Annotated in this window: 13 protein-coding genes and 2 pseudogenes; 11 read left to right on the top strand and 4 right to left on the bottom strand. The window is 36.6% G+C overall.

Going from position 1 to position 25,946, the window contains the following annotated elements; genetic code table 11:
* Positions 1-41 precede the first annotated feature (41 nt).
* Positions 42-3,179, top strand: a complete 3,138-nt coding sequence (locus tag AC1M9H_RS04215) for a type I restriction endonuclease subunit R (RefSeq protein WP_481612822.1) — start codon at positions 42-44, stop codon at positions 3,177-3,179.
* A gap of 30 nt (positions 3,180-3,209) precedes the next feature.
* Here the strand turns inward: AC1M9H_RS04215 and AC1M9H_RS04210 are convergent.
* Positions 3,210-4,043 (bottom strand): annotated as a pseudogene (locus AC1M9H_RS04210) (TIGR02391 family protein).
* Positions 4,044-4,632: 589 nt separating this feature from the next.
* On the opposite strand from AC1M9H_RS04210, the gene AC1M9H_RS04205 reads away from it, so the two are divergent.
* From AC1M9H_RS04205 to AC1M9H_RS04170, 8 genes are all read left to right on the top strand, one after another.
* Positions 4,633-6,321, top strand: coding sequence for a ShlB/FhaC/HecB family hemolysin secretion/activation protein (locus AC1M9H_RS04205; protein WP_481612821.1), 1,689 nt, complete (start codon positions 4,633-4,635; stop codon positions 6,319-6,321).
* Between the two features lie 44 nt (positions 6,322-6,365).
* The gene (locus AC1M9H_RS04200; RefSeq protein WP_481612820.1) at positions 6,366-12,512 is read left to right on the top strand and encodes a DUF637 domain-containing protein; all 6,147 of its coding nucleotides are present in this window, start codon (positions 6,366-6,368) and stop codon (positions 12,510-12,512) included.
* 5 nt (positions 12,513-12,517) lie between these two features.
* Positions 12,518-13,063: a hypothetical protein gene (locus tag AC1M9H_RS04195; protein WP_481612819.1), complete on the top strand. Its 546-nt coding sequence runs from the start codon at positions 12,518-12,520 to the stop codon at positions 13,061-13,063.
* A 451-nt stretch (positions 13,064-13,514) separates the two neighbouring features.
* Positions 13,515-14,297, top strand: a complete 783-nt coding sequence (locus AC1M9H_RS04190) for a hypothetical protein (protein WP_481612818.1) — start codon at positions 13,515-13,517, stop codon at positions 14,295-14,297.
* 113 nt (positions 14,298-14,410) lie between these two features.
* Positions 14,411-16,474, top strand: a complete 2,064-nt coding sequence (gene zorA / locus AC1M9H_RS04185) for an anti-phage ZorAB system protein ZorA (protein ID WP_481612817.1) — start codon at positions 14,411-14,413, stop codon at positions 16,472-16,474.
* 18 nt (positions 16,475-16,492) lie between these two features.
* Positions 16,493-17,224: a type I Zorya anti-phage system protein ZorB1 gene (zorB1, locus tag AC1M9H_RS04180; protein ID WP_481612816.1), complete on the top strand. Its 732-nt coding sequence runs from the start codon at positions 16,493-16,495 to the stop codon at positions 17,222-17,224.
* Between the two features lie 4 nt (positions 17,225-17,228).
* Positions 17,229-18,620, top strand: a complete 1,392-nt coding sequence (locus tag AC1M9H_RS04175; protein WP_481612815.1) for an EH signature domain-containing protein — start codon at positions 17,229-17,231, stop codon at positions 18,618-18,620.
* A gap of 23 nt (positions 18,621-18,643) precedes the next feature.
* Positions 18,644-21,862, top strand: coding sequence for a DEAD/DEAH box helicase (locus tag AC1M9H_RS04170; RefSeq protein WP_481612814.1), 3,219 nt, complete (start codon positions 18,644-18,646; stop codon positions 21,860-21,862).
* A gap of 81 nt (positions 21,863-21,943) precedes the next feature.
* On the opposite strand, the pseudogene AC1M9H_RS04165 reads toward AC1M9H_RS04170, so the two are convergent.
* Positions 21,944-22,674 (bottom strand): annotated as a pseudogene (locus AC1M9H_RS04165) (Fic family protein).
* 611 nt (positions 22,675-23,285) lie between these two features.
* Between AC1M9H_RS04165 and AC1M9H_RS04160 the strand changes: the two are divergent.
* A complete protein-coding gene (locus AC1M9H_RS04160) occupies positions 23,286-23,720 on the top strand; it encodes a hypothetical protein (RefSeq protein ID WP_481612813.1) in 435 nt (144 codons plus the stop codon).
* Between the two features lie 57 nt (positions 23,721-23,777).
* Positions 23,778-24,287 carry a hypothetical protein gene (locus tag AC1M9H_RS04155; protein ID WP_481612812.1) on the top strand — a complete coding sequence of 170 codons (510 nt, stop codon included), beginning with the start codon at positions 23,778-23,780 and terminating at the stop codon, positions 24,285-24,287.
* 326 nt (positions 24,288-24,613) lie between these two features.
* Here AC1M9H_RS04155 and AC1M9H_RS04150 read toward each other — a convergent pair whose 3' ends face one another.
* Positions 24,614-24,970 carry a hypothetical protein gene (locus AC1M9H_RS04150; RefSeq protein ID WP_481592887.1) on the bottom strand — a complete coding sequence of 119 codons (357 nt, stop codon included), beginning with the start codon at positions 24,968-24,970 and terminating at the stop codon, positions 24,614-24,616.
* Positions 24,971-25,227: 257 nt separating this feature from the next.
* Entirely contained in the window at positions 25,228-25,929 is a 702-nt protein-coding gene (locus AC1M9H_RS04145; protein WP_481595546.1) for a putative quorum-sensing-regulated virulence factor, read from the bottom strand.
* Positions 25,930-25,946: the final 17 nt, after the last annotated feature.

The raw sequence follows: 25,946 nt of genomic DNA, 5'->3' as shown, positions 1-25,946 counted from the left end.
ATTTTAGAATCTAAATACTGACTTTATAACACGAAACAAATATGACTTTTAAAAGCGAAACAGCATTCGAACAAGCACTTATCAGCCTTCTTTTACAAAAAGGCTGGCAAGATGTCATTAAAAATCCAACAGAACAGGATCTCATTAATAACTGGGCAGAGATCCTATTTCAAAACAACCGAGAAATTGATCGACTGAATAATCAGCCTTTAACCCAAGGGGAAATGGATCAGATTATTGAACAGATCAATACACTACGCACGCCTTTTGCCCTCAATGGATTTATTAACGGTAAAACCGTATCCATTAAACGTGACAATCCAAATGATGAACTACATTTAGGTAAAGAAGTCAGCTTAACCATTTACGACCGTCAGGAAATTGCCGCAGGTAAAAGTCGTTATCAGATTGCGCAACAACCGAAATTCCCAACCAAATCTAAAATATTAAATGACCGTCGTGGCGACCTAATGCTTCTCATTAACGGTATGCCAGTGTTTCATATCGAGCTAAAACGTTCAGGCGTACCTGTGAGTCAGGCGGCACACCAAATTGAAAACTACGCACGTTCGGGCATCTTTACAGGTTTGTTTGCATTGGTACAAATCTTCGTAGCAATGAACCCAGAAGAAACATGGTACTTTGCCAACCCGGGACCCGATGGCACATTTAACTCAGATTTCTATTTTAATTGGGGAGATTTTAATAACGAACCTGTGAACTATTGGAAAGATATTGCGGGGAATCTGCTTTCTATACCCATGGCACATCAACTGATTGGTTTCTATACCATTGCTGATAAAACCGATGGTATTTTAAAAGTCATGCGCAGTTATCAGTGTTTTGCTGTACATGAAATCACGGATCGGGTGGCAAGTATTGAATGGGATGGTCGAGATCGTTTAGGGGGGTATATTTGGCATACCACTGGATCTGGTAAAACCATGACCAGCTTTAAAGCAGCCCATTTGATTGCGCTGAGCAAAGATGCAGATAAAGTGATTTTCTTAATGGATCGTATTGAGTTGGGTGTGCAGTCACTTGAGCAATATAACAACTTTGCTGAAATTGAAGACTTTGTCCAAGCCACTGAAAATACCCATGCCTTGGTAAGTAAGCTCAAAAGTAACAATCCAAATGAAGTCTTGATCGTAAGCTCAATTCAAAAAATGAGTAATATCAAAGATGAAGATGGCGGTTTAAATGCACATGACATTGAACTGATCAATAAAAAACGGATTGTCATCATTGTAGATGAAGCACATCGCTCTACATTTGGTGAAATGTTGATGACCATTAAAGATACCTTCCCACAAGCAGTATTCTTTGGTTTTACAGGTACACCGATTCAAGAAGAAAATGAAAAAAATATGAATACCACGGCAACGGTATTCGGGAGTGAATTGCACCGTTACAGTATTGCAGACGGTATTCGAGATAAAAACGTTTTAGGTTTTGACCCGTATTTAGTTTCAACTTATAAAGATTCTAAATTGCGTAAAGAAGTTGCACTGTACCAAGCAAAAGCCAATACAGAAAAAGAAGCTTTTGATGATCCTGAGAAAAAAGCAGTTTATCAACACTTCATGGACAGCAAGCAAGTTGAAATGGCAGGGCGTACAGATAAGTCAGGCAAATACATTAAGGGAATCGAGGACTATCTGCCAACATCACAATATCATCGTACTGAGCATCGCAATAAAGTTGTTGAAGATATTAAAGACAATTGGATGCAGTTTAGCCAAAATCATAAATTCCATGCCATGTTTGCAACCAGTAGTATTCCTGAAGCGATTGAGTATTATCGATTGATTAAAAAGGGGATGCCAGAGCTAAAAGTCACAGCCTTATTTGATCCAAATATTGACAACAACGGTAATGCTGCCTTTAAACAGGATGGCTTAGTTGAAATTATTCAAGACTACAATGCACTTTATGGTGTGGACTTTAGCTTAGCTAATCATGCCAAGATGAAGAGAGATATTGCAGATCGGTTATCACACAAAGAAGCCTATAAACGCATTGAAAATACACCTGAAAAACAGCTTGATCTGTTAATTGTAGTAGATCAAATGCTGACAGGTTTTGATTCAAAATGGGTCAATACGCTGTATTTAGATAAGGTATTAGAATATGCAAACCTAATCCAAGCCTTCTCACGTACAAATCGCTTGTTTGGCAAAGATAAGCCATTTGGCATTATTCGTTATTATCGTCGTCCGCACACCATGAAGCGTAATATCGACGCTGCAGTAAAATTATATTCAGGTGATAAGCCATTGGCTTTATTTGTTGATAAATTGCCAAGCAATTTAAAAAACATCAATGACATCTTCGAAAAAATTGATAGCGTATTTAAAAATGCCAATGTGTCTAATTTTGATAAGTTACCAAAAGACGATCAGTCATGTGAATTATTTGCAAAACTGTTTAAACAACTCAACGAATATCTTGAAGCCGCCAAAATTCAGGGCTTTAAATGGGATAAGTTAAGTTATGAATTTACTGATGAGCAGAAAAAGAAATTTACGATTCAATTAAAGTTGGATGAGCAAACCTTCTTAGTTCTGGCACTACGTTATAAAGAACTGTTCTCGAATGGCGGTGGTGGCGGATCAGGTGGGGGTAACATACCTTTTGAAGTAGAAGGCTATTTAACAGAAATCGATACAGACAAAATCGACTCAGATTACATGAACAGTCGTTTTGATAAATATCTGAAAGCACTGCGTAATGGTGATTTAGAACTTTCTATTGAAGATGCGTTAAATGAATTGCATAAGAGTTTTGCAATGCTCAGTGCCGAAGAACAGAAGTTTGCCAATATCTTCTTGCATGATGTACAGAGTGGAGATGTGACTCTTGTTGCTGGTAAATCGTTCAGGGATTACATCACTGAGTATCAATTCCAAGCACAAGAAGATGGAATTCATGATCTTGCAGAAGCACTAGGACTCGATGAAACGAAGTTAAGACAACTCATGAATACTCAGGTCACTGTAAATAATATTAATGAGTTTGGACGTTTTGATGAGCTTCTAGCAACGGTAGATAAAGTCAAAGCGAAACAATATTTAGAAGCTAAAGATGGAGCAACCATTCTTCCCCACAAAGTAAATATTCGAGTGGATGCAATGTTGCGAAAATTCATCTTAAGTAACGGTAAAGATTTAGCATAGTGATATAAGACAAGGCCATATGGCCTTGTTTTATTTTGATTCTATTGTTATTGCTTCAGCTTCTAGTAGGTATAACTCATTGATCAATAAAAACTCTCGGTACTGATGAATTAAGTTTTCATCTTTCTCGCGATGGGCACGAGCATTCCTGAACGCCATATATGCACCCGTAAATAAATTGATTCGACCTTTGATCTCGGCACTGTCTGGTACATCCCAAGTGAGAGTGGCATTTTCACCTTGAAAGACTTGAGCAAATAGCTTGGTGCTATGCTCACGGATACCTGTACGTGTACGAACAATATCTTCAAGACGTTTATACGCTTTTGTTAAAGCAGAGTCGGGATCTTGCTTAAACAGTAACGCTAAGTCAAAAATTCTGTCATCAATAATCGAGTAGGGTAGTTCTAAAGGGTAGTAACGCTTTGAATTAACAGTGTGGGCTGCTTCATTTTCGAAAGGATAAATATAATCATGCAGACGAATAGGACGAATGATTTTTTGCTGAAAAATAAATTCGATGTCCTGATCACTCAATTATGAGCTATTCAATTTATTAAGGAGTTTTGTGGATACTAGAATTTCTTCAGTTTCAATATGATGCCTCTTTAAAAGAGACAGAGCTATTGCTAGACCTTTAGGTCCTTCTCCGAAATAACCCGATGTAAAGCCAGAGCGAATGACATAATAATTTTCGGTTAGATCTTTCATGATAAAGGCATGAGATTGTTCACTTGTCAGCAATAGAGCGTAACTTAGATCTGCATGAGTTTGGATCAAATTGTGCAGGCTTAATAGACATGTTTCTGTAATGCCTTCTTCACCTAAATAATCGACACGATAGTAATTTTCTGTTTTAAACATTTTTATAAATAGAGAATTTTTGTTCGAAAAGATGATGGGGTAAATTGGGGTAAAAATCTAGTACTTCAAATTTTTTAATTGCAAGATTTCATTAAAGATTTCGGGTGAGTTCAATTGCCACCACCTCTAAGCCAACTACATTGTAAAATAATAAAATTCCGATTAAAAAATTAATTGAAGCTGTAAATTTTTAAAATCTAAATTAAAAAATATCAAAAACAATAAATTATATATTTGATATAGCTGTTCTAATAACTCCCCATATAAGTACTGAAGAATTACACTATGCATCTAACAGATTCGCAGCAGTCGATGTGCGTTGTTCAAGTAACAGAGACTTAGGGTGAGGAATTAATTGTAATTGAATTTTCGATAAGTGTCATACTCTCTAAAAATGGTGCAACGAAGCTAAATTAACAAAAAAGTAAAAAAAGTAAAGATGTGTGGTATTGAGGATTATGGATAAATAAAGTAGATTTCGTCACAATGTTTAATTTTATAATAATAATCGTTAAAAATGAGAAAATTTTTTTATCTAAGTTTGAGTTGTTTTTTTACTTTAAATACTGTGTGTGCTGCTAGTCAAAATGTGAGTGCTTCTAGTGTAAAGCCTTTATTTCCTGAAGAGATTTTTTTACCCGAATTGATTAGGCAAGACCAGCGGTTAAAAGATTTAAAACAGCAGCTAGATACACAAACTAATATTAAACCTAAAACTTATAATTTAGCTAAACAGAAATCACTAATTATTGATGAAATCCCTTGTTTTGATATCCAAAGAATAGTTTTAGACGTAGATGATTTGAAACCTAAGACGACAGATGCTTTTGTTTTTTTGACTAAATTACTCAATAAAAAAAATGGTCAAATTATAGGGCAGTGTATAGGTACTAAGAGTTTACAGAATGTGGTGAGATTCGCTCAGAATGAATTGATCAAGAAAGGTTTTGTCACGACTCAAATTGTGGTGCCTGAACAGGATATGACTCAAGGGATATTGAGATTTGAATTGGTGCCAGGACGTATAGCTAAGATCAGTCATAATGGGCCTGATATTTCAGTTCTGCAGTTAAAGACAGCCCTTCCTTTTACAGAAGGTGATATTCTTAATATTCGTTTATTAGACCAAGCATTAGAAAATTTAAAAAAAGTATCTGGATTAGAGGTTGATATTCAAATAGAGCCCGCTACAGAAGAAACAGCAGTAGGGCACAGTAATATTCTGATTAGCACGCAACCTTATAAAAAACTTAATGTTAGCTTGTCTGTAGATGATTCGGGTAATAAAAGCACTGGCCAATATATTGGTAACATTGGACTGACCCTGAATAATCCTGCCCGAATGAATGACAGGCTGTATCTTAATTTCAGCCATTCACTTGATGATTTTGATCAAGACCGTAATAAAAGTTACTTTGCTAGCTATCAATTACCGTTCCAGACTTTTGACTTGAGTGCAACTTACAACTGGTATGAATACGATCAGTATGTTGCGGGTTATGAGAGTCCGATTTTATACAGTGGTGAAAGTCAGCAGGCTAATATCACCTTGTCTAAAATGATGTTACGCGGAACCCAATATAAAACTTCCGTATATGGCAAATTTTATCAAAAACAAAACCGCAACTATATTGAAGATATTGAAATCGGTGTTCAGCATCGACGTACAGCTGGCTGGCATGCGGGTATTCAGCATAAGCACTATATTGGCAATACCTTAGTCGATGTCGGATTAGATTATCGAAGAGGGGTGGGCGCTTTTAATTCACTTGCTGCGCCAGAAGAAGAAATTACCGACATTTTTGGAAATCCACTTCCGGTTGAAGGTTACTCACGTGCACCACTCTGGAGTGCTGATTTGCGAATAAATTATCCTTTTAATTTATTCAATCAGGCAGCTCAATACCGCATAAATTGGAAAGGGCAATATACGCCCAAGGTCTTGGTGCCCCAAGACCGTCTCTATATTGGTGGTCGCTATAGTGTTCGTGGCTTCGATGGTGAAATCATGTTATCTGGAGATAATGGTCATTTTCTGCAGCAAGAAATAAATATCAATACTCCCTTGAACAGCCAAGTCTATCTAGGGATAGATCAGGGGTGGGTTACTGGGAAGCACAGTATTGCGGGGCAGCGTTATTTAGCAGGGGGAGTTACGGGAATACGTAGCTACTACCAGGGGCTATATCTGGATGCTTTTGTTGGACACGGACTGGTTACTCCACAGAGTATAATAAAAGAGTTTATTACGGGCTTTAGCCTGAATTATTCTTTTTAAAGCTTTTAATTTAAAAAATTATTTAAAAAATAGAAGTACTTTCAATGAATAAAAATCTTTATCGCATCATTTTCAGCAAAGCCCGCAATATGTTCATCGTTGTAGGGGAAAATAGTAAAAGTAAAACCAAAGCTGCTGGAGAGAGTGCAAAAATAGCAATCTCTCCAGGGACTCACGATAGTCAAATTTTACAGCAGCATTGGGTAGTGAAAAGTTTGGTGGCCAGCATGAGTTTATGGATGTCTGTAGCACCTGTATATTCACAGATTCAAGCAGATCCGGCGGCTAATGTAGCGAACAGGCCAGTCGTGGGCGTGGGAAAGAATAGCCAAGGTCAAAATGTACCTGTAGTCAACATTCAAACCCCAGTAAATGGTGTCTCCCATAATATCTATAAACAAATGGATGTGCTAAGTAATGGTGTAGTCCTGAATAACAGCCGTACAGGTGCTGGTTCCATCACTGTTGGGAATGTAGGGGCAAACCCATTTTTAGCTAAAGGTGAAGCACGGCTTATTTTAAATGAAATCAATTCAACTGCAGCAACACGTTTTGAAGGAAATCTTGAGATTGCTGGTCAACGTGCAGATGTCATTATAGCTAACCCAGCCGGTATTAATATTAAAGGTGGAGGTTTCATTAATGCCAATAAGGCCATTTTTACCACAGGCAAGGCACAGCTAAATGCGGATGGAAGCCTAAAGCAATTTGTTGTAGACCAAGGTAAGGTGACGGTTACAGCCAACACAGGTTCAACTTTAGGTTTAGGTGGGAACAACAATAATGCTGATTATGTAGATATTTATGCACGTGTGTTAGACTTGAATGCAAAAATGCATGCAAATCAAGATATTAATGTCATCACAGGTGCAAATACAATCTCAGCCAACCTTGAGAGCATTGACAGTAAAACCTCAACAGTCGCAGCACCTGCATTGGCAGTGGATATTAAAAGTTTGGGCGGGATGTATGCCAATAACATCTTCCTGATGGGGAATGAAAAGGGCTTAGGTGTCACGAATGCCGGTACACTCCAAGCTGTAAATAATATAGTGGTGACCAATACTGGTAAAATTGTTCATAGTGGAACAATTTCAACTACAGATAAAAAGAATGGTTTAGTCAGCGTTGCTAGCACCGGAACAGGAGCTGCTGCAGATATTGCTATAAGTGGATCAGTAAATAGTTATGGTTTAATTAATATTGATTCAGGCAATAATTTAAATCTGAATGCAAAAGATATTACGCTAAATTATGATGCCACAACCCTCAACTCAGCAGCACTGATTATTGGAGCTCAAGGTAATCTAAACTTAGCCACTGGTACCAAAATCAACAACCTCAGTACAAATGGCGACTTATATATCGATGCTAAAGGGATCAGTCTGGCAGCAAATTCAGAGCTACGTAGTAACCGAGGCTCTGCCAATATTAATGCCAATGAGAGTCTGTTGAGTAACAGCACAGCAAGATTGATTGCTGCGAAAGATTTAAACTTAACTGCCAATAAAGACCTGAAACTAATAGGAAATACGTTACAAGCCACGAGTGGTTCAATCAATATCCAGTCAGCTGAAGAGGCACATCTGCTTCAAGTAGATGGTGGAACACTTTATGCCGGTAAAGACTTAAATATCTATGGTACAGGTGATGTCAGTCTTAAAAACTTAAGCTTTAATTTGGTCAATAATGCTACACGTTTAAAAGATATCAATGTCTACAGTGGCATAAATCTGATTTGGGATAATAAAGCGAAACCCTTAGCTAAAATTTCAGGAAAACTACAACTTGAAGCAAAGCAGGGCATAGAGCTCACGGGTACGGCGCTGCATGCAGCCAATGGTATTGCCATACAGTCTGATACTTTAAATTTGAACACGACTGTAAAATCAGATCAAGGCATTGACTTTACTACTCTTAGTGCCATGTCTCTCGCGCAAGGTACAGCGTTAAATGCAGTAAGTGATGTCAAATTAGCCTCATTACAGGGCAGTATTCAGGCACAAAGTCTGAAAGTAAACTCAACTACGGGCCATACATCGATCATCGCCCATGAAAATGTCAACTTGAATTCGGTTCAAACCACTGTGCCCATGTCCCATGCCGATCGTGATGAACAGATTACAGATAAGACCGTGATTGACGCAGCTCAAGGGATTGTAATTGCCAGTGCAGAAAAAGGTACAGTCAGCGTTAATTCAGCAGACTTAGCGACAGCCAAAGGTGATTTAAAGATCCTTGGACAAAATGGTGTAAATCTGGATTCTAATATTGATGTGGTAGTTGGTGGTGGAGATAATGGATACGACACTATTCTTAGCAATCAGCTCGAAGGCCAATCTGTATCAATAGGAACTAAAAAGGGTAATATTGATATTAAGAATACTGATTTGACCTCAACTGTAAACCAGCTACATCTAAACAGTGAGGCAGGTATGCTTAATGTTGCAGACAGTAAGCTGCAGTCGAAGGGAAATACTGAAATTTATGCCAAGGATATTTTGGCTCTTAAAAATATCACAGCAAACTCAGATCAACATTTAGCAGTCAATTCAAAACGAACCCTATATCTGAATGCAGATTATACGCCGACAGCTACTGTGTGGCACCCATCAGCTAAAACCAACTTAACAGCAAAAGGAGTCTTGTCACTTACTGCCACGGGCAACCAAATAATGCAGAATGCCCAAATGACAGGTGGTGCTATTTTATTAGAAACCACAAATTTATCTGTTAAGCCGGGCCTAGTATTCAATGCCACAGGAAGTGACTTATTAAAAAAAGATACCAATTTGAATAGCCTGAATGGTGACTTAAGTATTGAGACTAGAGGGGCAAATGGTTTAAACATTGATCCGAAGCTTATTAAGCTATCGGCAGTAGGCGATATTGAATTAATTGCAAAGAACGGCTTATTAAAATTAGTGGGTTATGGTGGCACACAAGGTAAGGGTTCTGAACAAGTGGTCAAGCTCAATACTGCAGGTGGTGGAATTAACTTGCAAGGTGACAAGGTTGAATTACAGGGATCAAAATTAACTGCTTCGAAAGATTTATCAATTGTATCAACTGGTGGAGATTTAATTGTTGATGGAGTTCGGAATACTATTACTAATCAACATACTGATGAATACAAAGCAAGAATAAATAATTTAATTAACCAGGAAAAATTACTTTTTGAATCAGATGATTATAAAGATTTTATGGCGTTTTTAATGCAGGAATTAACTACATTAGGTAAAAGAGTTGAATCTGGTGAATTAGTAGCCGGAGGTGAGGCTGTCTGGAAGGAAGTAGAAAAAATTTTAATTATAGGAACAAAACAATATCCGAATTATGTTTCAAAAGCTATTCGAATACGAGAAGAAAAAGACTTTTATTCTGAAATGTTAGAGTTATTTAATGTTGGTTATGTTAATGGAGAGGTACATACTGGTACAGAATTTATTAGTGAAAAAGGCAATATTCAGGTTGTATCAAATAAAGGTTTAAGTATTAGCGGTTCATCTATTGATGCGAAAGATGGAAAGGTCAGCCTTGAAGCTGCGGGAACCTTGGATGGTGATGGGTATAATATTCAAGGAAAATATAATAACCCTATTGAAAACAGTGTAAAAAAAGGTGTTATTAAAGGCAGTATAGTTATTGATGCTAATCAAGACTCGTATGAACAAGGGAAACCCTCTGATAATAATTATCGTTGGTATAGCCCAGTAAGCCCTACAATTATTAATGGAACTAAAGGGGTTTCTATAAAAGCTACGGGTAAGCAGGCTACAGATAATTTAGTTTTACAAGGAGTATCGATTACCTCAGAAAATGATGTAAATATTGAAGCTTATAAAAATATAATTTTCGATGTGGCGATTAATAATAGTTTTAATAAATCTCAGAAAACTGAAACAAAAAGAAAATGGTACGGAAAAAAGAAAACGATTACAACAACGCAGACCGATGAGAAAAGTGGAGGCTTGTCTGTCGATATTGATGCAAAAAATATTAATATTAAAAGTCAAGAAAAGAATACAGCTTCGATGACAGGTCAGAATCGCACGAGTATTGATATGTATTCTAGTCAACTAAATGCTATTGATGGAAAAATTAATATTCAGGCTGGAGGGGATCTAAACTTCTTAACTGCTGATGATGTAACACTTAGTACAACAGATATTACTAAGAAAAGCTCATTTCTTGGTGTCAAACTGAATAACTCACATACCACAAAGACGCGAAATGTAAAATCAGAATTACCTTCAGAATTAAATGCCAACTATATAGGAACTAAATCTGGATTTGATACTCGTCTCAAAGGAACAGTATTTAACTATTTGGAGGGGGCAAATATTGAAGCGGGTGGAAATATTACTCTGGAAGGAGCTTCCAAAACCGTCGCAGAAACTTTGAAAAAAGAAAGTAACAGTGTTGTTTGGCAGTCTATGCAAGATAAGGGTTCGATTACGGAAACTGCAAAACTTCCAAGTTTTAATGGGCCAGTTGCACCAACGTTTATTGCGAAAGGTGGACTGACTGTACAAGTTCCAGTGATTACTGGTCAGAATAATGATGTTCGTGCTGAAGTGATCAAGCTATCCAATCAACCTGGTAATGAATATCTGAAAGGTCTTATTGCTCGTAAAGATGTCAATTGGGAAGCAGTAAAACTTGCACAAGAGAGTTGGGATTATAAGTCACAAGGATTGACGGGTGCTGGTGCTGCACTCATTGTCATTATTGTTACTATAGCAACAATGGGAAGTGGTACCGCAGCCGCAGCAGGTGCTGCTGGAGGGGCTGCTGCTAGTGGAACAACAGTAGGTCTAGGTGCAAGTATGATTGGGGCTGCGGGTGTAACAACTACTGCAGCAGGAGTCATTGTCCCCTCAACATTAGGTGCAATGGCGAATGCAGCTGTCACTTCGCTCCTGACACAAGCTAGTATCAGTACCATCAATAATGGTGGTGATCTAAGTAAGACCTTAAAAGACTTGGGAAGCAAAGAATCTGTTAAAAGTTTAGCTACAAGTGTTGTAACTGCAGGGCTATTGAGTGAAGTAAGTAGTGCATTAAAGTTGAAACCAAATAGCACAGCATTAGCTGACAAAATGACGAATACTTTTGTCAATTCAACAGGTTCTGCTCTTATACAAAGTGCTGTTAATGGCGGTGATCTGAAAACTAACTTGGAAAAAGCATTATTATCTGGCGTTGTTTCAGTGGGACACGCAGGACTTTCGCAGCTGATTGGTTCAAATATAGATGGATTCACTGGGACACAAGTAGAATTTATACTGCATAAAATTGCTCATGCGGCTGCAGGTTGTGTGGCTGCAGCAGCACAAAAAGCACAATGTGAAGCAGGTGCAATAGGAGCTGCTGTAGGAGAAACAGTTGCTGGTGTAATGCTGAATCAAAATAAGCAATTTAATTCAGTTGATGAAGTGAATAAGTATTTTGAATCTATAGCAGAATATTCGCAATTAGCAGCTGGATTGGTTGTTGCTTATGCAGGCTATAAAGATGTTGCTGTTGCAGCCAATGCTGCTGAAGTAGCGGTAAAAAACAATGCATTAATGTTTATTCCTGCAGCTCTCGAAGGGCTCGCAACGTTAACAGCTGGCTCTGCAAGGCTGTGTGCTACAAATCCTGTATGTAGAACAAAAGCAGCACAAATTGGTGTGGATGTGCTTGCTATGGTCGCAATAAATAGTGGGAAACCGGATAATGAGAGTGTTCAGATAGTCCCATTGCCATCAACTTCAGGAAGTTCATCTACTGGAATGCCACCCAATGATCCTGATCATGAAGATAAATGGCGGGAAAATAAGACAGACTACACAAGTAGATTAAATGTTAGAGAGGATACTGCACGTACTGAACTTAGAAGTAACTTGCCAGGTAGTGGAGGCCAAGCGCACCATATAATTCCTTGGCAGTTAAGAACTAATCCATTAGTACAAAAAGCTTCAAAGGGTGGGTTTAATATAAACGGCGCAGAGAATGGTGTACGATTATCAAATCATAGGGGGCCACATCAATATTACAGTATAAGGATTGAAAATTATTTGAATAACGTAAATCGTACCTATCCGAATATGACGAATGAAGAGGCAGCAAAGTACCTTGTTAACTTTAATCGTGAAATGAGAGTAACTTTGAGAAATATGGATAAGAAAGGGACAAGACTGGAGTAAGTGTAATGGCATTATATGATATTGAGAAATATGATGACTCTTTAACTTTTAGTAGTGATCATCTCGGTAAGTTGGATCAAGGCAGTGATGAGTTATCTTCTGATTGTAAAAAAGCTATACATATGTTTTTCGAAGAATTCTCGCAAGTAATCACATTGCTTGATTGGGATTATATAGCTGTTGAGTTCTGGTTTGATGCGGGGCATTTATATTTATTTCCAGAAAAAATTGTTGACAAAACAATTGATTTTACTGATTTAGGGGCGACCGAAAGACTTGATCCTTATTTCACTCTTTGTCTTACATCGTATCTAAAGAAATTTGATGCCTTTATTGAGCATGATTATGGTAAGTTCTCTGATAATGAGCTTGAAGAATGGTATTTACAAAATTGTAAAGAGGTTTTTGGCAGTGTTAGTCTTGCATTAAGTGATAGTACCCTTTCCAATTTTATTCTAAATGCTTTAAATAGGAAGCAAATTGTTTTTCGTTATTTTGGAACTTCTAGAGAAATTGAGTATGGAGAAAAAACTATTGCTTTGATAATGTGATACATATTGTAGATTTTTTACCATTGCTGGGGGGAGAGAGGACGATGCTAATTTATTTTTTTCTATAAAGCATCAATATTTTCAAACATAACTTTTTCCCTGCAGTTGAATTCTTAAATGATACATGAAAATAAATAAATATAAAAAAGAAATGTTATAGCATTTCTTTTTATATTCAATTTACATGTGTTAATCTGAGTACACAAGTTCAAATCCTTAAACGGACTTTGAACAAAATTAATTTCAGGATTCAATAAACTAAATCTAATTTGCGTAAAAATTGGGTGCAAAATTTATAGATTATATAAATTAATATTTAAAATCATTGATTTAGGTTTTGAGTTCAATTGACGCAATCTCAAAAATAATAAAAATTGAAGAATCACTTTTATTGATTACAAGAAATGTTTTAACTTAATTGTTTCTTAATAAGTTTTTTAAATAGGAAAATATGGCTACTAAATCTTACTCAGAAATGCTTACAGCTATTAAAAAAGTGAATCTGGAAAATTCGAAAGATTTATCAGCCTTAGATTCATTAAAAATCTTGGAACATGGAAATATTAGTAGTTACTACATTCCGTTTGATTATGTATCAGAAAAAGCGAAAGTAGTCCTAGTAGGTATAACTCCAGGTAAAACTCAATTATTTAATGCCTTATCATCTGTGCAAAGATCTTTAATGAAAGGGCTAGAGCAAGAGGATGTTCTTAAAATAGCTAAGAATGAAGGGGCATTTAGTGGAACACTACGTAAAAATTTGATCAAATTATTAGACCATATTGGCTTACATGAAAAGCTAGGTATATCAAGTACGTCAAGTCTTTTTGATAAAGATGCTTATTTAGTGCATACGACTTCTGTACTAAGGCACCCTGTATTTATTAATGGTAAAGATTATAGTGGGTCAACACCTAATATGCTGAAACACCCGTTATTACGTGACATGATTGATGTCTATTTAATGGAAGAAATTAGCAAATTGCCGAAAGCAATTTATATTCCTCTCGGCCCTAAAGTTAGCCAAGTTTTTGAGTATCTAATTCAGCAGGGATCATTACAAGACCAGCAGATATTGTTTGGATTGCCACACCCATCTGGTGCAAATGCTGAAAGAATTGCATATTTCTTGGGGAATAAAGCACGAGAGTCATTAAGCCTAAAAACTAATCCAGATTTACTTGATCAAGCTAAGCTAAAAATCTTGGAAAAGTTGTCTTTAAAAACTAATTAGTTTTTCTAAAATATCCCTTCTTTATCCTAGACATAGTTAAGAAGAGATATTCATATTAAGTTATTTGATATAATTTTCTAATTGTAATTTATAAAAATACTATGGGGTATGCAGTGAGTTTTTTGACAATAGCAGAATTTTTACAAAGTTATTATGTCATACCGGTTGCAATGGTGATTTTTGTCTCCTTTGTAATGTATTTTTTTGTCAAACAATATTGGTTTCCTGCCAAGAGATTAGCGCAGAATTTTGATGAAATTATTCAAAAATTAAAAGAAGATCAGCAGTCACATACAGCTAAACATGTGCTTGACGAAATTTTTTCAGAAGATGGCGAACTGAAACATGCTTGGGAGAATTATAAGAACTCTCTGCATGATATTCGTGAAGAAGTCGATGGTGAGTCAAAAATTATTGCCTCCCGATCAACTGTTTCAAGCGATGCTTTTTTTTCTCAAATCGCGATTATTGATACACCACTGAAAGTTGATTTCTATAAACACATTCCGGGCATTATTACCGGTGTTGGTATTATTGCTACCTTTGTTGGATTGCTATTTGGTTTGCTAGCTTTTGATCCAGCTGGTGATCCATCCAAAGTCCAAAACAGTCTTGCCTTACTTTTAGGGGGGGTTGGTGAGGCATTTATGGCATCTGGGCTTGCGATCTTTATTGCAATGTTTATTACTTGGAAAGAAAAGTATTGGCTAAGAGAATGCTATGCAAAGCTCGAGACACTGACTAGCGTCATTGATTTGAAATTTGAACCTGATGAAACAGGTGAAGAGTATCTCGCACAACTTTTAAAATCTAGTCAAGCGAATGAAACCAATGCACGTCAATTAAAAGACAGTTTGGTCAATGATTTAAAAGTAATGATGACAAACTTAGTCGAGGAAAATAAAAAGAATCAACTCGCATTTGCGAGCCAACTCACCGAGAGTTATGCCAAAACAAGTCAGGATATGGCGACGCAAATTGGTCAATCCATTACAGATACTTTGCAAGCACCGTTAGACAAGATTGCATCAAGTGTACAACAGGTTAGTGGAGATCAGGGTAGTCGGGTACAAGAGTTAATTACCGATGTTTTAACAGGGTTTATGTCCAAACTAGAATCTACTTTTGGTGCACAGATGCAGGGCATGGGCGAGATGATGACTCAATCTGTATCTGCAATGAAAGAAATGCAACTAGGGTTTAGTCAGCTCATTACAGATATGAAACTCAATAGTGAAAGTGCATCACAAAACTTGGAAATGCAGATTACTAAAATGATTGAAGATATTCAGATGAAGCAAAATGCGATGTCTGAGCAAATGAATCAAATGGTGGAACATTTATCACAAGGCGCTGAAAAAATTGGAGAACAGGGGCAATTTGCAATTGAGCAGTTAAATGGCAAAGTATCTGAGTTAATTGGTCATATGGGCGGCACTATGTCGAATGTAATGGCAGATATTGCAAAAAAACGTATGGAACAAGATGAATTAGTTGCTAGCAACCAACAAAAATTGCATGAGCAATCCTCAGCATTGATTGATCACTTGGGTACAGAAATAAAAGAATTGATTGTGCAGAGCCAACATGCTGTAAATGCCTATAAAGACAATATAGATAAACTGACACAAGTGACCACAGAAAGTATTTCAGGAATGAATACGGGTGCTGAAAAAATGCGTCTTGCTGCAGATCAATTTAATACGGCAGGTTCATCGTTAACGACGGTTACAGATAAAACATCACAGTTGATTTCAGAGGTCACAACAACATCTACTCATTTGACAAGCGCAAGCAGCAATCTGATTTACTTGCTCGGTGATTATAAAAAATCACAAGACAGTGTGAATAAGGCAATCGCGACACTTGAAGGGCTTATTCAACAAGCACAAACAGAAGTCGGTATGAGTAGCAAAATGCTTGATGATATGAATCAGATGACTTCTGCACTAAATCAAGTGAAGAAAGAAATGCAGGATTATTCAGCGCAAATTAGTGACGTGATGGTCAAAAGCTTTGAAAGCTTTGGTAACTCCGTCGAAACAAGCCTTAATCACACCTTGGGCGTATATGACAATGCTCTTGATCAAGCCGTTAAACGTTTATCAACAGGTATTGAAGGTTTAAGTGGTTTCGTTGAAGATCTTGAAGAACTTGTGACTCAGAAGAAACATTAATATTGGAGTACTTAAGTCATGTTTGGTAATCGGTACTCTAATACCTCACGATCTAAAGATGAAGGTGAAAAGCCATTTTGGATTTCTTTTGCCGATCTGATGACGGCTTTAATGACCTTGTTTCTTGTGGTTATGGCTGTGTCTTTAATGATTGTGACCAAGAAAATTAATGAAGCGACGCAAGCAGAAGATCAGCGTAATGCGGATATTTTAAATATTTGTCAAAATATTCAGAACAGTGCACGTTTAAAAGATGCTGGCATTGAAGTGGACTGTAAAAACAACCGTATCAATTTTGGGGAAGCAGGACGTTTTGCACATAATGACTATCGTTTAAATGAGGTGGGGCGCAACCGACTCAATACCATCGTGCCCATTATCCTTGAGGAAGCGAATAATCCTTTAGGTGAAAAATGGTTTAAACAAATTGTCATTGAGGGTTTTACTGATACGGATGGCTCTTATTTATACAATCTTAATTTAAGTTTAAGACGTTCAGAATGGGTGATGTGTAGCTTACTTGATCCAAAGTTTAGTTCTGGCTTGGCTTTAACTGAGCAGGAAAAACAGCAAGTGAAACAGCTTTTTTTAGCAGGTGGTGTTTCATTTAATTCAGCAAAGGACAGTAAAGAAGCCTCGCGGCGTGTAGAATTAAGAATGCAGTTTTATGGCTTAATAGAAAAGGAAAACGCTGAACCACAACCACATTTCGTCTCATCTCCTGTTGAAACTTGTAAGTTGGCGAGGTAATGCGATGACAATAGAACGTTTGCAACGTCGGTTAGAACAAAGTTTAAGCCTGCTTTTCCCAAAAGAAACCACATATAGTAAGTTCGTTCAACCTGTACGTTTAACAAAAACCTTGCAGGTATTGGAGCGAAAATTTGATGATCTTGAAAATTCAATTCCATTAGATGTCAAAATATTCAAAACGATTTCGAAACTTGAGCATTCAGGATTTGAACAATTTACTCGAAGAGATTGGAAGAATTTAGCTTGGGCATTAAGTAAGGTTTTGCCGGATACCCAAGAAAAACTTATTTTTAATGATATTGGCAAACGTATTGTTCAGCATTTTAATCAGGCAGAACAGAGCATCATTAACTTGGTTTATTTTCCATTATTGTATAGTTATTTTGCTTTAGCTAAAGAAGATATTGCAGCGAAGCCAGCGGTTTGGTTGACATTGCGAGATATATTGAATCGTCATAAGTCGAATGTTTATAAAAGTACGCAACGTCCAAAACAATGGATGATAACTTTAATTGATCATGCTGACATTTTATCTGATACACCAACCAAAGCATTTGTGAAACAATTCTTGCAAGACGATGATAAGAGTGGGATTCAGGATGAACTCGGAAGTCTAAGAATTGCACCAAATAGTTGGTTTTGGGATGACTTAATTAAATCTTCTATTCAGTCCATTCGACAGATGAATGAAAAAGACTATTTTAAATTTATTGCACGTTTCATTAAGTTATCAGAGCAGAATAGCTTATATAGTCGAGATATTCTGGCAGCGTTGTTAGATCGTTATGCAAAAACATCTGCACGTGACAAGGTACATGAAATACTCAAGCAGATGGCATTAGATCAATGGGGGAATCCACAATATGATTCTTCTGCGGGTTGGAATAATGTCAATCCTGATACGAAACGTATGGTGGTTCAATGGTTTGTCAAAGCCGACTTAGAAGCGTTCTTTAAATTATTTAGTCGAACTGCGGATGTAAACCGATTTAATTATTGGATGAAGTTTATTGAAAAGATTAGTTTCTCTCAGATTTTTCTTGGACCTGGTGCACTAAATTCACAGCAAGCCTCACATAGAAAATTCAGAGAAATGAATCGTGGGCGGTTGAAAGAATTAATTGGCTCAACGCAGACAAACAATGCTTTTTTATTAAAAATTGATAATGTATATGTAATTGATTTTTCAGATACTGGTAATGCTTGTTATGTTGTTAATAAATTACCTTATAGAGAAGAAAATAGACGAATTCATGTCGATGAAATAAAGCCTTGGCCTAATTTATTAAAATTAAATCATATATCTGGTTGGGAACGTCGGTTTGATGAAAAACTAGCTGAAATTGGGATTTATCATCGTAAGCCTCAAAACAATTACTATTCTTCAAGATAAGAAACGTTCATAAGGGATATTTTATGAAATTAGCATTTTGGAAAAGAAAGAAGTCAGCTGAGGTTATTGAAGCGCACGTGTCACAAGCGATAACACAGCCGTTAACCTACAATGACTTAGGTATTACGTATCCGCCTTTACAAAATGCTATGACGGATGCGGATTTCTATTGGCAAAGTCTTGAAGAAGAAGCTTTAGCATATTTGACGGATGAGGGCTATGTCTTACCTTGGGAAGAACTATTCCAGATCTTAAATGACGAAGATCATTCAAGTGTGATTCATCTATTACATTTACCTAGTAAAGCCAATGTACGCCCAATCATTAAAAGTGAAGGTGGTTTAAGCGATTCAACTTTTAAAATCATTTTAGATGGTTGGCTGAATGAACAAAATATTAAACTCAAAAATCAGCCTGAGCGTATTGGTGCCATCTTAATAATAGATGGTCAAGAATACTTGTTGAATGAACAAAATTTTAAAGTCGTAGAGCAGCTAAAAGAATTTTCAAGAATACAAAATAAAGATAAAGCATTAAATCAAAAATATTGGGCTAAAATTAGAAATTTGGCACATAAAGTGAATGCCAATTTAGATGATTTTTTAAGAAAAACCATTGTATTGGCACCTGAAAAGTTACAGTTAAATTTAAGAAAAAATCTGATTAGCCAAGAAGCGGTAGTCGAAGTACAGCCGGTATTTGATGAAGCCCCAAATGATTGGTTAACAACGTTTGATCAATATCAGCAGGTTCAGGATCAGTACAGTATTAGTTTACCAGATGGTGGCATTGCTCATGTGGTGATTGAGCCCGAGGTAAAACATGTACTGCAAGAAATTAAAAAAATGCCAAATCGGCGTGTGGCAGGTGAGCAAGCTCAGGCATTTTTACATAATCCATTTGCACAATTGGGTGAAGATGCCCTAGATGTGGTAACACCTGAAAGTTTTGAAGCAGCCAAACAACAAGCTGAAATTTATAGCTACACTTTAAGTGTTCACAAAAATTACAATGAATTAAATCTCTATACCTCGGCAACGCTCAACTTACTAGAAAATTCTGAAAGAGAGACAAACCCAATTGTCTTGGCGCTGAGTAATCTAGAACAAAGCGCATATTTCATTCAAGCATATGAACGAAATACGCCATTTTTTGTATGGGCGGGCTATGAAATTGAACGTACAAGTGTTTTAGACCAAGAGATAAGAACACTCAAGCAAGACTTAGAGACCATCCAAAAATATCAGGATGTAGCACAAGCACAGCAAGTTTTGGATTTATCGAACTATAGTGATCGAGTTATTGGCATTGGTGAAGCACCAAAGCTTCATTCAGAATTTATTCAGAGAAACAGTGGAGAATCAGGTTGGTTACCACAGCATTTAATAGATCTATATGATCAGACTGATACTGATGCTCAACTAGATGACATGGTTACTGCACTTGAAAAATGTATTCAAGCTGCAGAAAAGGATGGTTTAACAGAAGTGGCTTTGCCACATGCGGATCAAAAGTTGTCAATTGAGCGAAGCAAACAACTTTTAGAAGAATTACGTCAAAAACATCATGCACTGAATAACAAAGAAGTGAGGCAAGAAGAAAATTCTGCTCAGAAAAAAAAGAGAGATACGCTCTTAATTGCTAACAACATTGATGAGGCTGAGTATAGTAAACAACGTGTAGCACAACTTGCATTTGATCGAAACAATTTTCCTGCACCAAGATTGCCAACAAGTTTTAGGCAAAGCGAATTTAGTTTAAAACAGCATCAACGTTATGGTGTTGCGTGGCTACAGCATCTGCATCAATATGCGCCTGAACAGGTCAGTGGATGTCTATTGGCGGATGATATGGGTTTAGGTAAAACCTTACAGCTGTTATGTTTTATTGGCGAATATTTGGAAAATGCCAAAAATAAAAAGCCTGTACTCGTGGTTGCACCTGTTTCATTACTTGAAAACTGGGAAGCAGAAGCGAATCGTTTTTTTAGTCGCCAATTCCCTAAAATTTTAAGCTTATATGGCGATCACCTCAAAACAAGAAAAATTCCTAAACACATGATATCCACCCAGTTGCGTGAAAATCATGGTATTACGCATCTGTTAGAAGAAGACTGGCGTGGTGATGCAGAGATTGTGTTAACCACTTATGAAACCTTACGCGATTTAGAATTCTCTTTGGCACGGGAAGACTGGGGAATCATGGTGTGTGATGAAGCACAAAAAATTAAAGTCCCAACCTCAATGGTGACTAAAGCAGCTAAAGCGCAAAAAGCGGATTTTAAAATTGCTTGTACCGGTACACCTGTGGAAAACTCTTTGACTGATTTGTGGTGTTTATTTGATTTTATTCAGGAAAATTTACTTGGTCCGTTAAATGAGTTTGGGAAAAAATATCGTAGACCGATAGAAGATGCTGAAGTCAGTGATGAGAAAGTCTTAAATGAGCTGAGAGCATTGATTGATCCTCAAGTCCTAAGACGAATGAAAAATGAGGTGGCTGATTTACCACCTAAAACTGAAGTAAATAGTTGTAAAAAAATTCATATTTCTAACTTACAAAGAAAATTATATGCCGATGTGGCTCAACATTTTCATAAGTTGTCGGTCGAGGGAAATCGTGGTGCCATGCTAAGTAGCTTACACAAATTGAGAATGATTTGTGCACATCCTTTAGCAGAAGATCCAATGGCAACACTCAAAGATTCACCAAAAGTAGATTGGTTATTCAATACGTTGCAAATGATTCAGCAAAGGAATGAGAAAGCCATTATTTTTACGGAGTTTAGAGAAATTCAGGTCTTTTTGAAACGTATTTTGATGGAACGTTTTGGTTTAAATGTCACGACTGTGAATGGGGATACCAATACAAGCAGTAAAAGTGGCTTAACTAGACAAAATTTAATTGATAGGTTTCAGGAAAATCCAGGGTTCAATGTGATTATTCTTTCTACAACAGCGGTAGGTTTTGGTGTAAATATTCAAGCAGCAAATCATGTCATTCACTATACACGTAGTTGGAATCCAGCTAAAGAAGATCAAGCGACTGACCGCGCTTATCGTATCGGGCAGCAGAAAGAAGTCTATGTTTATTACCCAACTATCTGTGCACCTGAAGGGGAACAATTAGAAACTTTTGAAGTCAAATTGGATAGACTTTTAGGGAGTAAACGTTTGCTTGCAACCGATATGCTGCAACCAAAAACAGATGTGAGTAAAGAGTTAATGCAATTAATAGGCTAGTGTGATGTTTGCGATACCCGAAAGCAGTAAATAACCTGATATTTTACCTATCATCACCCTAAGGGAATCATAGGGAATTTTTTATATTCCTAAAATTATTCGATACGGTTTAAACCCCTCTAGTACAGCTTCAGCAACCAACTGAATGAAAGACTCAGTTTTTCCATAAGCCATCCATTGATCTAACGCTTCATAGTAGGCTAAGCGATTTTCGACTGTAATAACGCAAGGAGGGTATCCAGCTTTGAGTAACTCAAGGTTCATTAAGAGACGAGATGTACGTCCATTGCCATCAATAAATGGATGAATGCCAACAAAGTCGGCATGAACTTTAGCAGCACGTTCAATAGGGTGAAGCTTGTGCGCTTCGGAATTATACCAATCCACGAGCTGAGCCATCTTGTCATTCAATAATGTATAGCCGGGTGGAGTAGTGGTAGCACCTGAAATCAATACGTTTTGTTGGCGATAATGCCCGGCATTGTCATCATCAATATTTTTTAGAATGAGCTGGTGGATATTTCTAATCTGCCATTCAGAAAACGGTTCTTCTTTTCGAATAATATCTTTAACGTAGTAGATAGCATTTCTATGGTTGATTGCCTCGAAATGTTCTCGTAAAGCTTTTCCACCAACAGTTATGCCTTCTAAAACGACTTTGGTCTCTAGTAATGTAAGTGTATTACCTTCAATTGCATTCGAGTGATATGTCCAGCGAACAATAAGATCTTCTTGTAGATTTTTTACAATTGCAGGAGAAAGAGGATGATGCTGATCTAATTTTTTCTTTAAACATCAATATTTCCAAACATAACTTAACCCTTGAAGTTGTACTCTTGAATGATACATGAAAAAAGCGATTACAAAAAAGTGATGTTATATCATGACGTTTTATGGGGTTGTAAGGACGTGAGAACCTATATACCATTTCAAAAGTTCATTGCGGATTTGAATGTTATCTGTAACTGATTCAATAGACTTAATTTGATGTAGGTCCAAATTACGTTACTAAATTTCAGATTATCAGTTTGAAAAAGTGAATAGTATTTATACGGTATTTTTTACGGTAAAAGCTATTTTGGTTCAATTTTTTATTTATAAAAATCAATATCATATGTTCTGTTTATGGTGCACGCTGAGCGCACCATTTCTTTTATGTCTTTCAAACAAAACATAGTCCGTCAATTAAAGTATTTTTAGTAAATTTTTATCAAAATTTAGTGCGTAATCTGAATTGTTAATCTGAGTCGATTGAATCGTGAGATGCACCAATACTGACAAATAATAATAGATCGAGTCTCAAAATAAATATAAAAATGCAAAATTTGTCACATAAAATTCACATGGCTTATTTTAAATTTAAATTGCAGTATTGCTGTATAAATCACATAAATTATGAATAATTCAAATAAGAGGCACAACAATGTACGAAGAAAAAGTTCTGATCCAAAATCGAATTTCGTGGGCGAGTATTTTCGCTGGCGTTATTGTTGTATTAGCTATTTCAATTTTACTCTCATTACTAGGCGTTGCATTAGGATTTGCGCTCCTAGATCCACAATCTACCACTGATATTACAAATGGCTCAGGTATAGCAGTAAGCGTATGGACAATTATTTCATTGTTAGTATCGTTGGCTATTGGTGGATTTGTTGCAGGTCACTTGGCTCAAGCTAATGCTGCAATCCATGGCTTTATTGTCTGGTCACTTTCATTGCTGTTAGGTATCTGGTTTGGTGCAATGACCATTAGCGGCGCGGCTAAAATTACTGGTAGTGCGATTAGTTCAGTCAGTAGTGCTGCGGGTAGTGTAGCATCAGGAATTGGTCAAGGTGGCGTTAATTTAACTCAGATCTGAGTTCAAGCATTTGAGGAGTTAGTTCCTTTACCAAAGCTCGAAAATAGTGATGAAAAGATGTCTGAATCATTGCTGAAAACTGGGATTGAGGAATTGCAACCCGAATTCTTAAAAGCGCAGGGTGAATGGGCAAAGGAGCAAATTAAGGTTGCCGCAAAAGAGTTGATGATTCATCCAGATAACAGTGAGGCTATTATTCAAAAGTTATCAGAACAATTAAAAACTCGTGCACAATCTGTGACTGCTTCTATTAATAAGAATGAAGTCAGTGCTGCTTTAGCGAAAAATTCATCTCTAACTCCGCAAGAAGCGAATCAAGTTGTCAATAATTTCCTTATGCAGCAGGATAAATTCTTTAATGATTTAGAGGCGAATATTCAATCTGCTAAATTGAAATATACTGAACTAAAAGATCAAGCACGTGAAAAAGCAGCTGATGCGACTAAAGCTGCTGCAAAAGCTGCTTTATGGTCATTCATTGGTTTATTGATTGGATTGATTGTGACGATTTTTGCTGGACGTTTTGGTGTAAATCATTCAAATAATCGTTCAAGTCATTTGGCTTAATTCTGAGCTTAAAATTAGAATTAAAAGTCGACCCATTTCGGTCGACTTTTTTGAATTAAAACTTTGTTCATATTCGCGAAACTTATTCTTATCTATAAATAAAAAAATTCAATTGTATTTTTTTTATTCAGTTGTTGAAAAGTGTTAAAGTAACTTCACATCACATATTGAAAGTATTAAATTAAAAATCACAGTAGGTTGTAAACATTCAACGCTACTGACGAGTTGGACGGATCAATGACAGTTAGTTGAGTTCAGTTGAACAATAAATCTAACACTAGCCTTCCAACATAAAGCCCGCGTAAAGCGGGCTTTTCATATCGGAATTATGCTTTAAACATGACCTCAACATCATATTTTCGAAATTCACTGAGCAGGTCTTGAATGATCGATCCACCCGTTTGTTCTGAAGCATTGAGCAGGACTTCTTTATTTTCAAGGCTATCAAAACATTCTATGTGATTGATTTGCCATTGATGTTCTTGATCAGCTTGCTCAATGATAATACGTCGAGGCTGCAATGAGCCATCTGCTTGACGTGGAATAACATTGGTTATGGCGAGCTGGATTTTCTCCACCTGGTCATGGGCATGCAAGAAGGTGAGAACCCAATTGCCGACTTTTTTAAGATACATAGGATTATCTAAAGGATCAAATTCTAGAATTTGGCTAAGTTTAGACATAAGGCACCTATTTATACCGTTGTTGTATGATGGTATTAATATATTTATGACAAAGATGTTCTACTTCGCCTTAGTCTAATGGAGGATGAGGTGGGCAGTGTTGAATGAATAAAAAATAATAAAAATATTTAATTATCATGTAATTATATTATTTTAATTATTGGTGTAATTTTTAGTTTAATCGTTTAAAAGTATTAAAAAATAGTTAATTTCTCACTTTAAGCTTTAGGTTCAAAGTGAGAGTCATGAAATATTGCTTAAAGCGTATCAATTAAAGTTTTTTCTAAGGCTTTTTTCAAATAGGGATCCAAGTCTTCTTGTCTTAGTAACCATGAAACATAATCTTTTGGAAGATCTACAATGGCTGTCCCACGATGTTTACCGAAGTTAATTGTACGAGGGATACGTGCATCTTCAGATACTTCATAGAGTTCTTCAATGTTTTGAATACCCAAATGATGAATAATGTGCATTAAAATATTTGCAGTCAAAATAATATCTGCGTCAGCTCGATGGGCACCTTTTAACATCTCTCTAGCTTTGCTACTGCCTTTACTAATCATATAAATTAAAGCAGAAATGTTGTGTGCTTCTGCATGAGGCCAAACTAGTCGAGAAAGAGCGAGTGTACAGATGGCTTTAATATGACTTGTTTCAACGCCGCATTGCTGAATAGCTCGAATATCATAATCAATATTATGACCAATAATATACGTCGTTTCTTGAGGTAACTCGAAGGTTCTGAAGTTGGGTTGATCTACTAAATCGCTTTCAAGAATATGATGAACCGCCATTGCAGCATAGGAAATTTTTTCGTCACCAATGCTATATAGTTGGTCAAAAATTTTTTCGCGATCAAGACTTAATTTGCCTTGTTCAATCTGAATAGGAGCATATGCAATTTCTATGGGCAAACCGTTTAATGTATGGGTTTCAGTATCCAAGATAATGGCTTGCATGCAAATGTCCAAGTTAA

The organism is Acinetobacter sp. ANC_7512, assembly GCF_056779935.1.
Note: the sequence above shows the minus strand (reverse complement) of the source record. Positions and strands in the feature narration are given on the sequence as shown.

What these genes read in the sequence shown, in the direction of transcription:
- AC1M9H_RS04215 (WP_481612822.1), top strand. Translation starts at nt 42, where the DNA reads ATGACTTTTAAAAGCGAAACAGCATTCGAACAAGCACTTATCAGCCTT.
- AC1M9H_RS04200 (WP_481612820.1), top strand. Translation starts at nt 6,366, where the DNA reads ATGAATAAAAATCTTTATCGCATCATTTTCAGCAAAGCCCGCAATATG.
- AC1M9H_RS04195 (WP_481612819.1), top strand. Translation starts at nt 12,518, where the DNA reads ATGGCATTATATGATATTGAGAAATATGATGACTCTTTAACTTTTAGT.
- AC1M9H_RS04190 (WP_481612818.1), top strand. Translation starts at nt 13,515, where the DNA reads ATGGCTACTAAATCTTACTCAGAAATGCTTACAGCTATTAAAAAAGTG.
- zorB1 (WP_481612816.1), top strand. Translation starts at nt 16,493, where the DNA reads ATGTTTGGTAATCGGTACTCTAATACCTCACGATCTAAAGATGAAGGT.
- AC1M9H_RS04175 (WP_481612815.1), top strand. Translation starts at nt 17,229, where the DNA reads ATGACAATAGAACGTTTGCAACGTCGGTTAGAACAAAGTTTAAGCCTG.
- AC1M9H_RS04170 (WP_481612814.1), top strand. Translation starts at nt 18,644, where the DNA reads ATGAAATTAGCATTTTGGAAAAGAAAGAAGTCAGCTGAGGTTATTGAA.
- AC1M9H_RS04160 (WP_481612813.1), top strand. Translation starts at nt 23,286, where the DNA reads ATGTACGAAGAAAAAGTTCTGATCCAAAATCGAATTTCGTGGGCGAGT.
- AC1M9H_RS04155 (WP_481612812.1), top strand. Translation starts at nt 23,778, where the DNA reads ATGTCTGAATCATTGCTGAAAACTGGGATTGAGGAATTGCAACCCGAA.
- AC1M9H_RS04150 (WP_481592887.1), bottom strand. Translation starts at nt 24,970, where the DNA reads ATGTCTAAACTTAGCCAAATTCTAGAATTTGATCCTTTAGATAATCCT.
- AC1M9H_RS04145 (WP_481595546.1), bottom strand. Translation starts at nt 25,929, where the DNA reads ATGCAAGCCATTATCTTGGATACTGAAACCCATACATTAAACGGTTTG.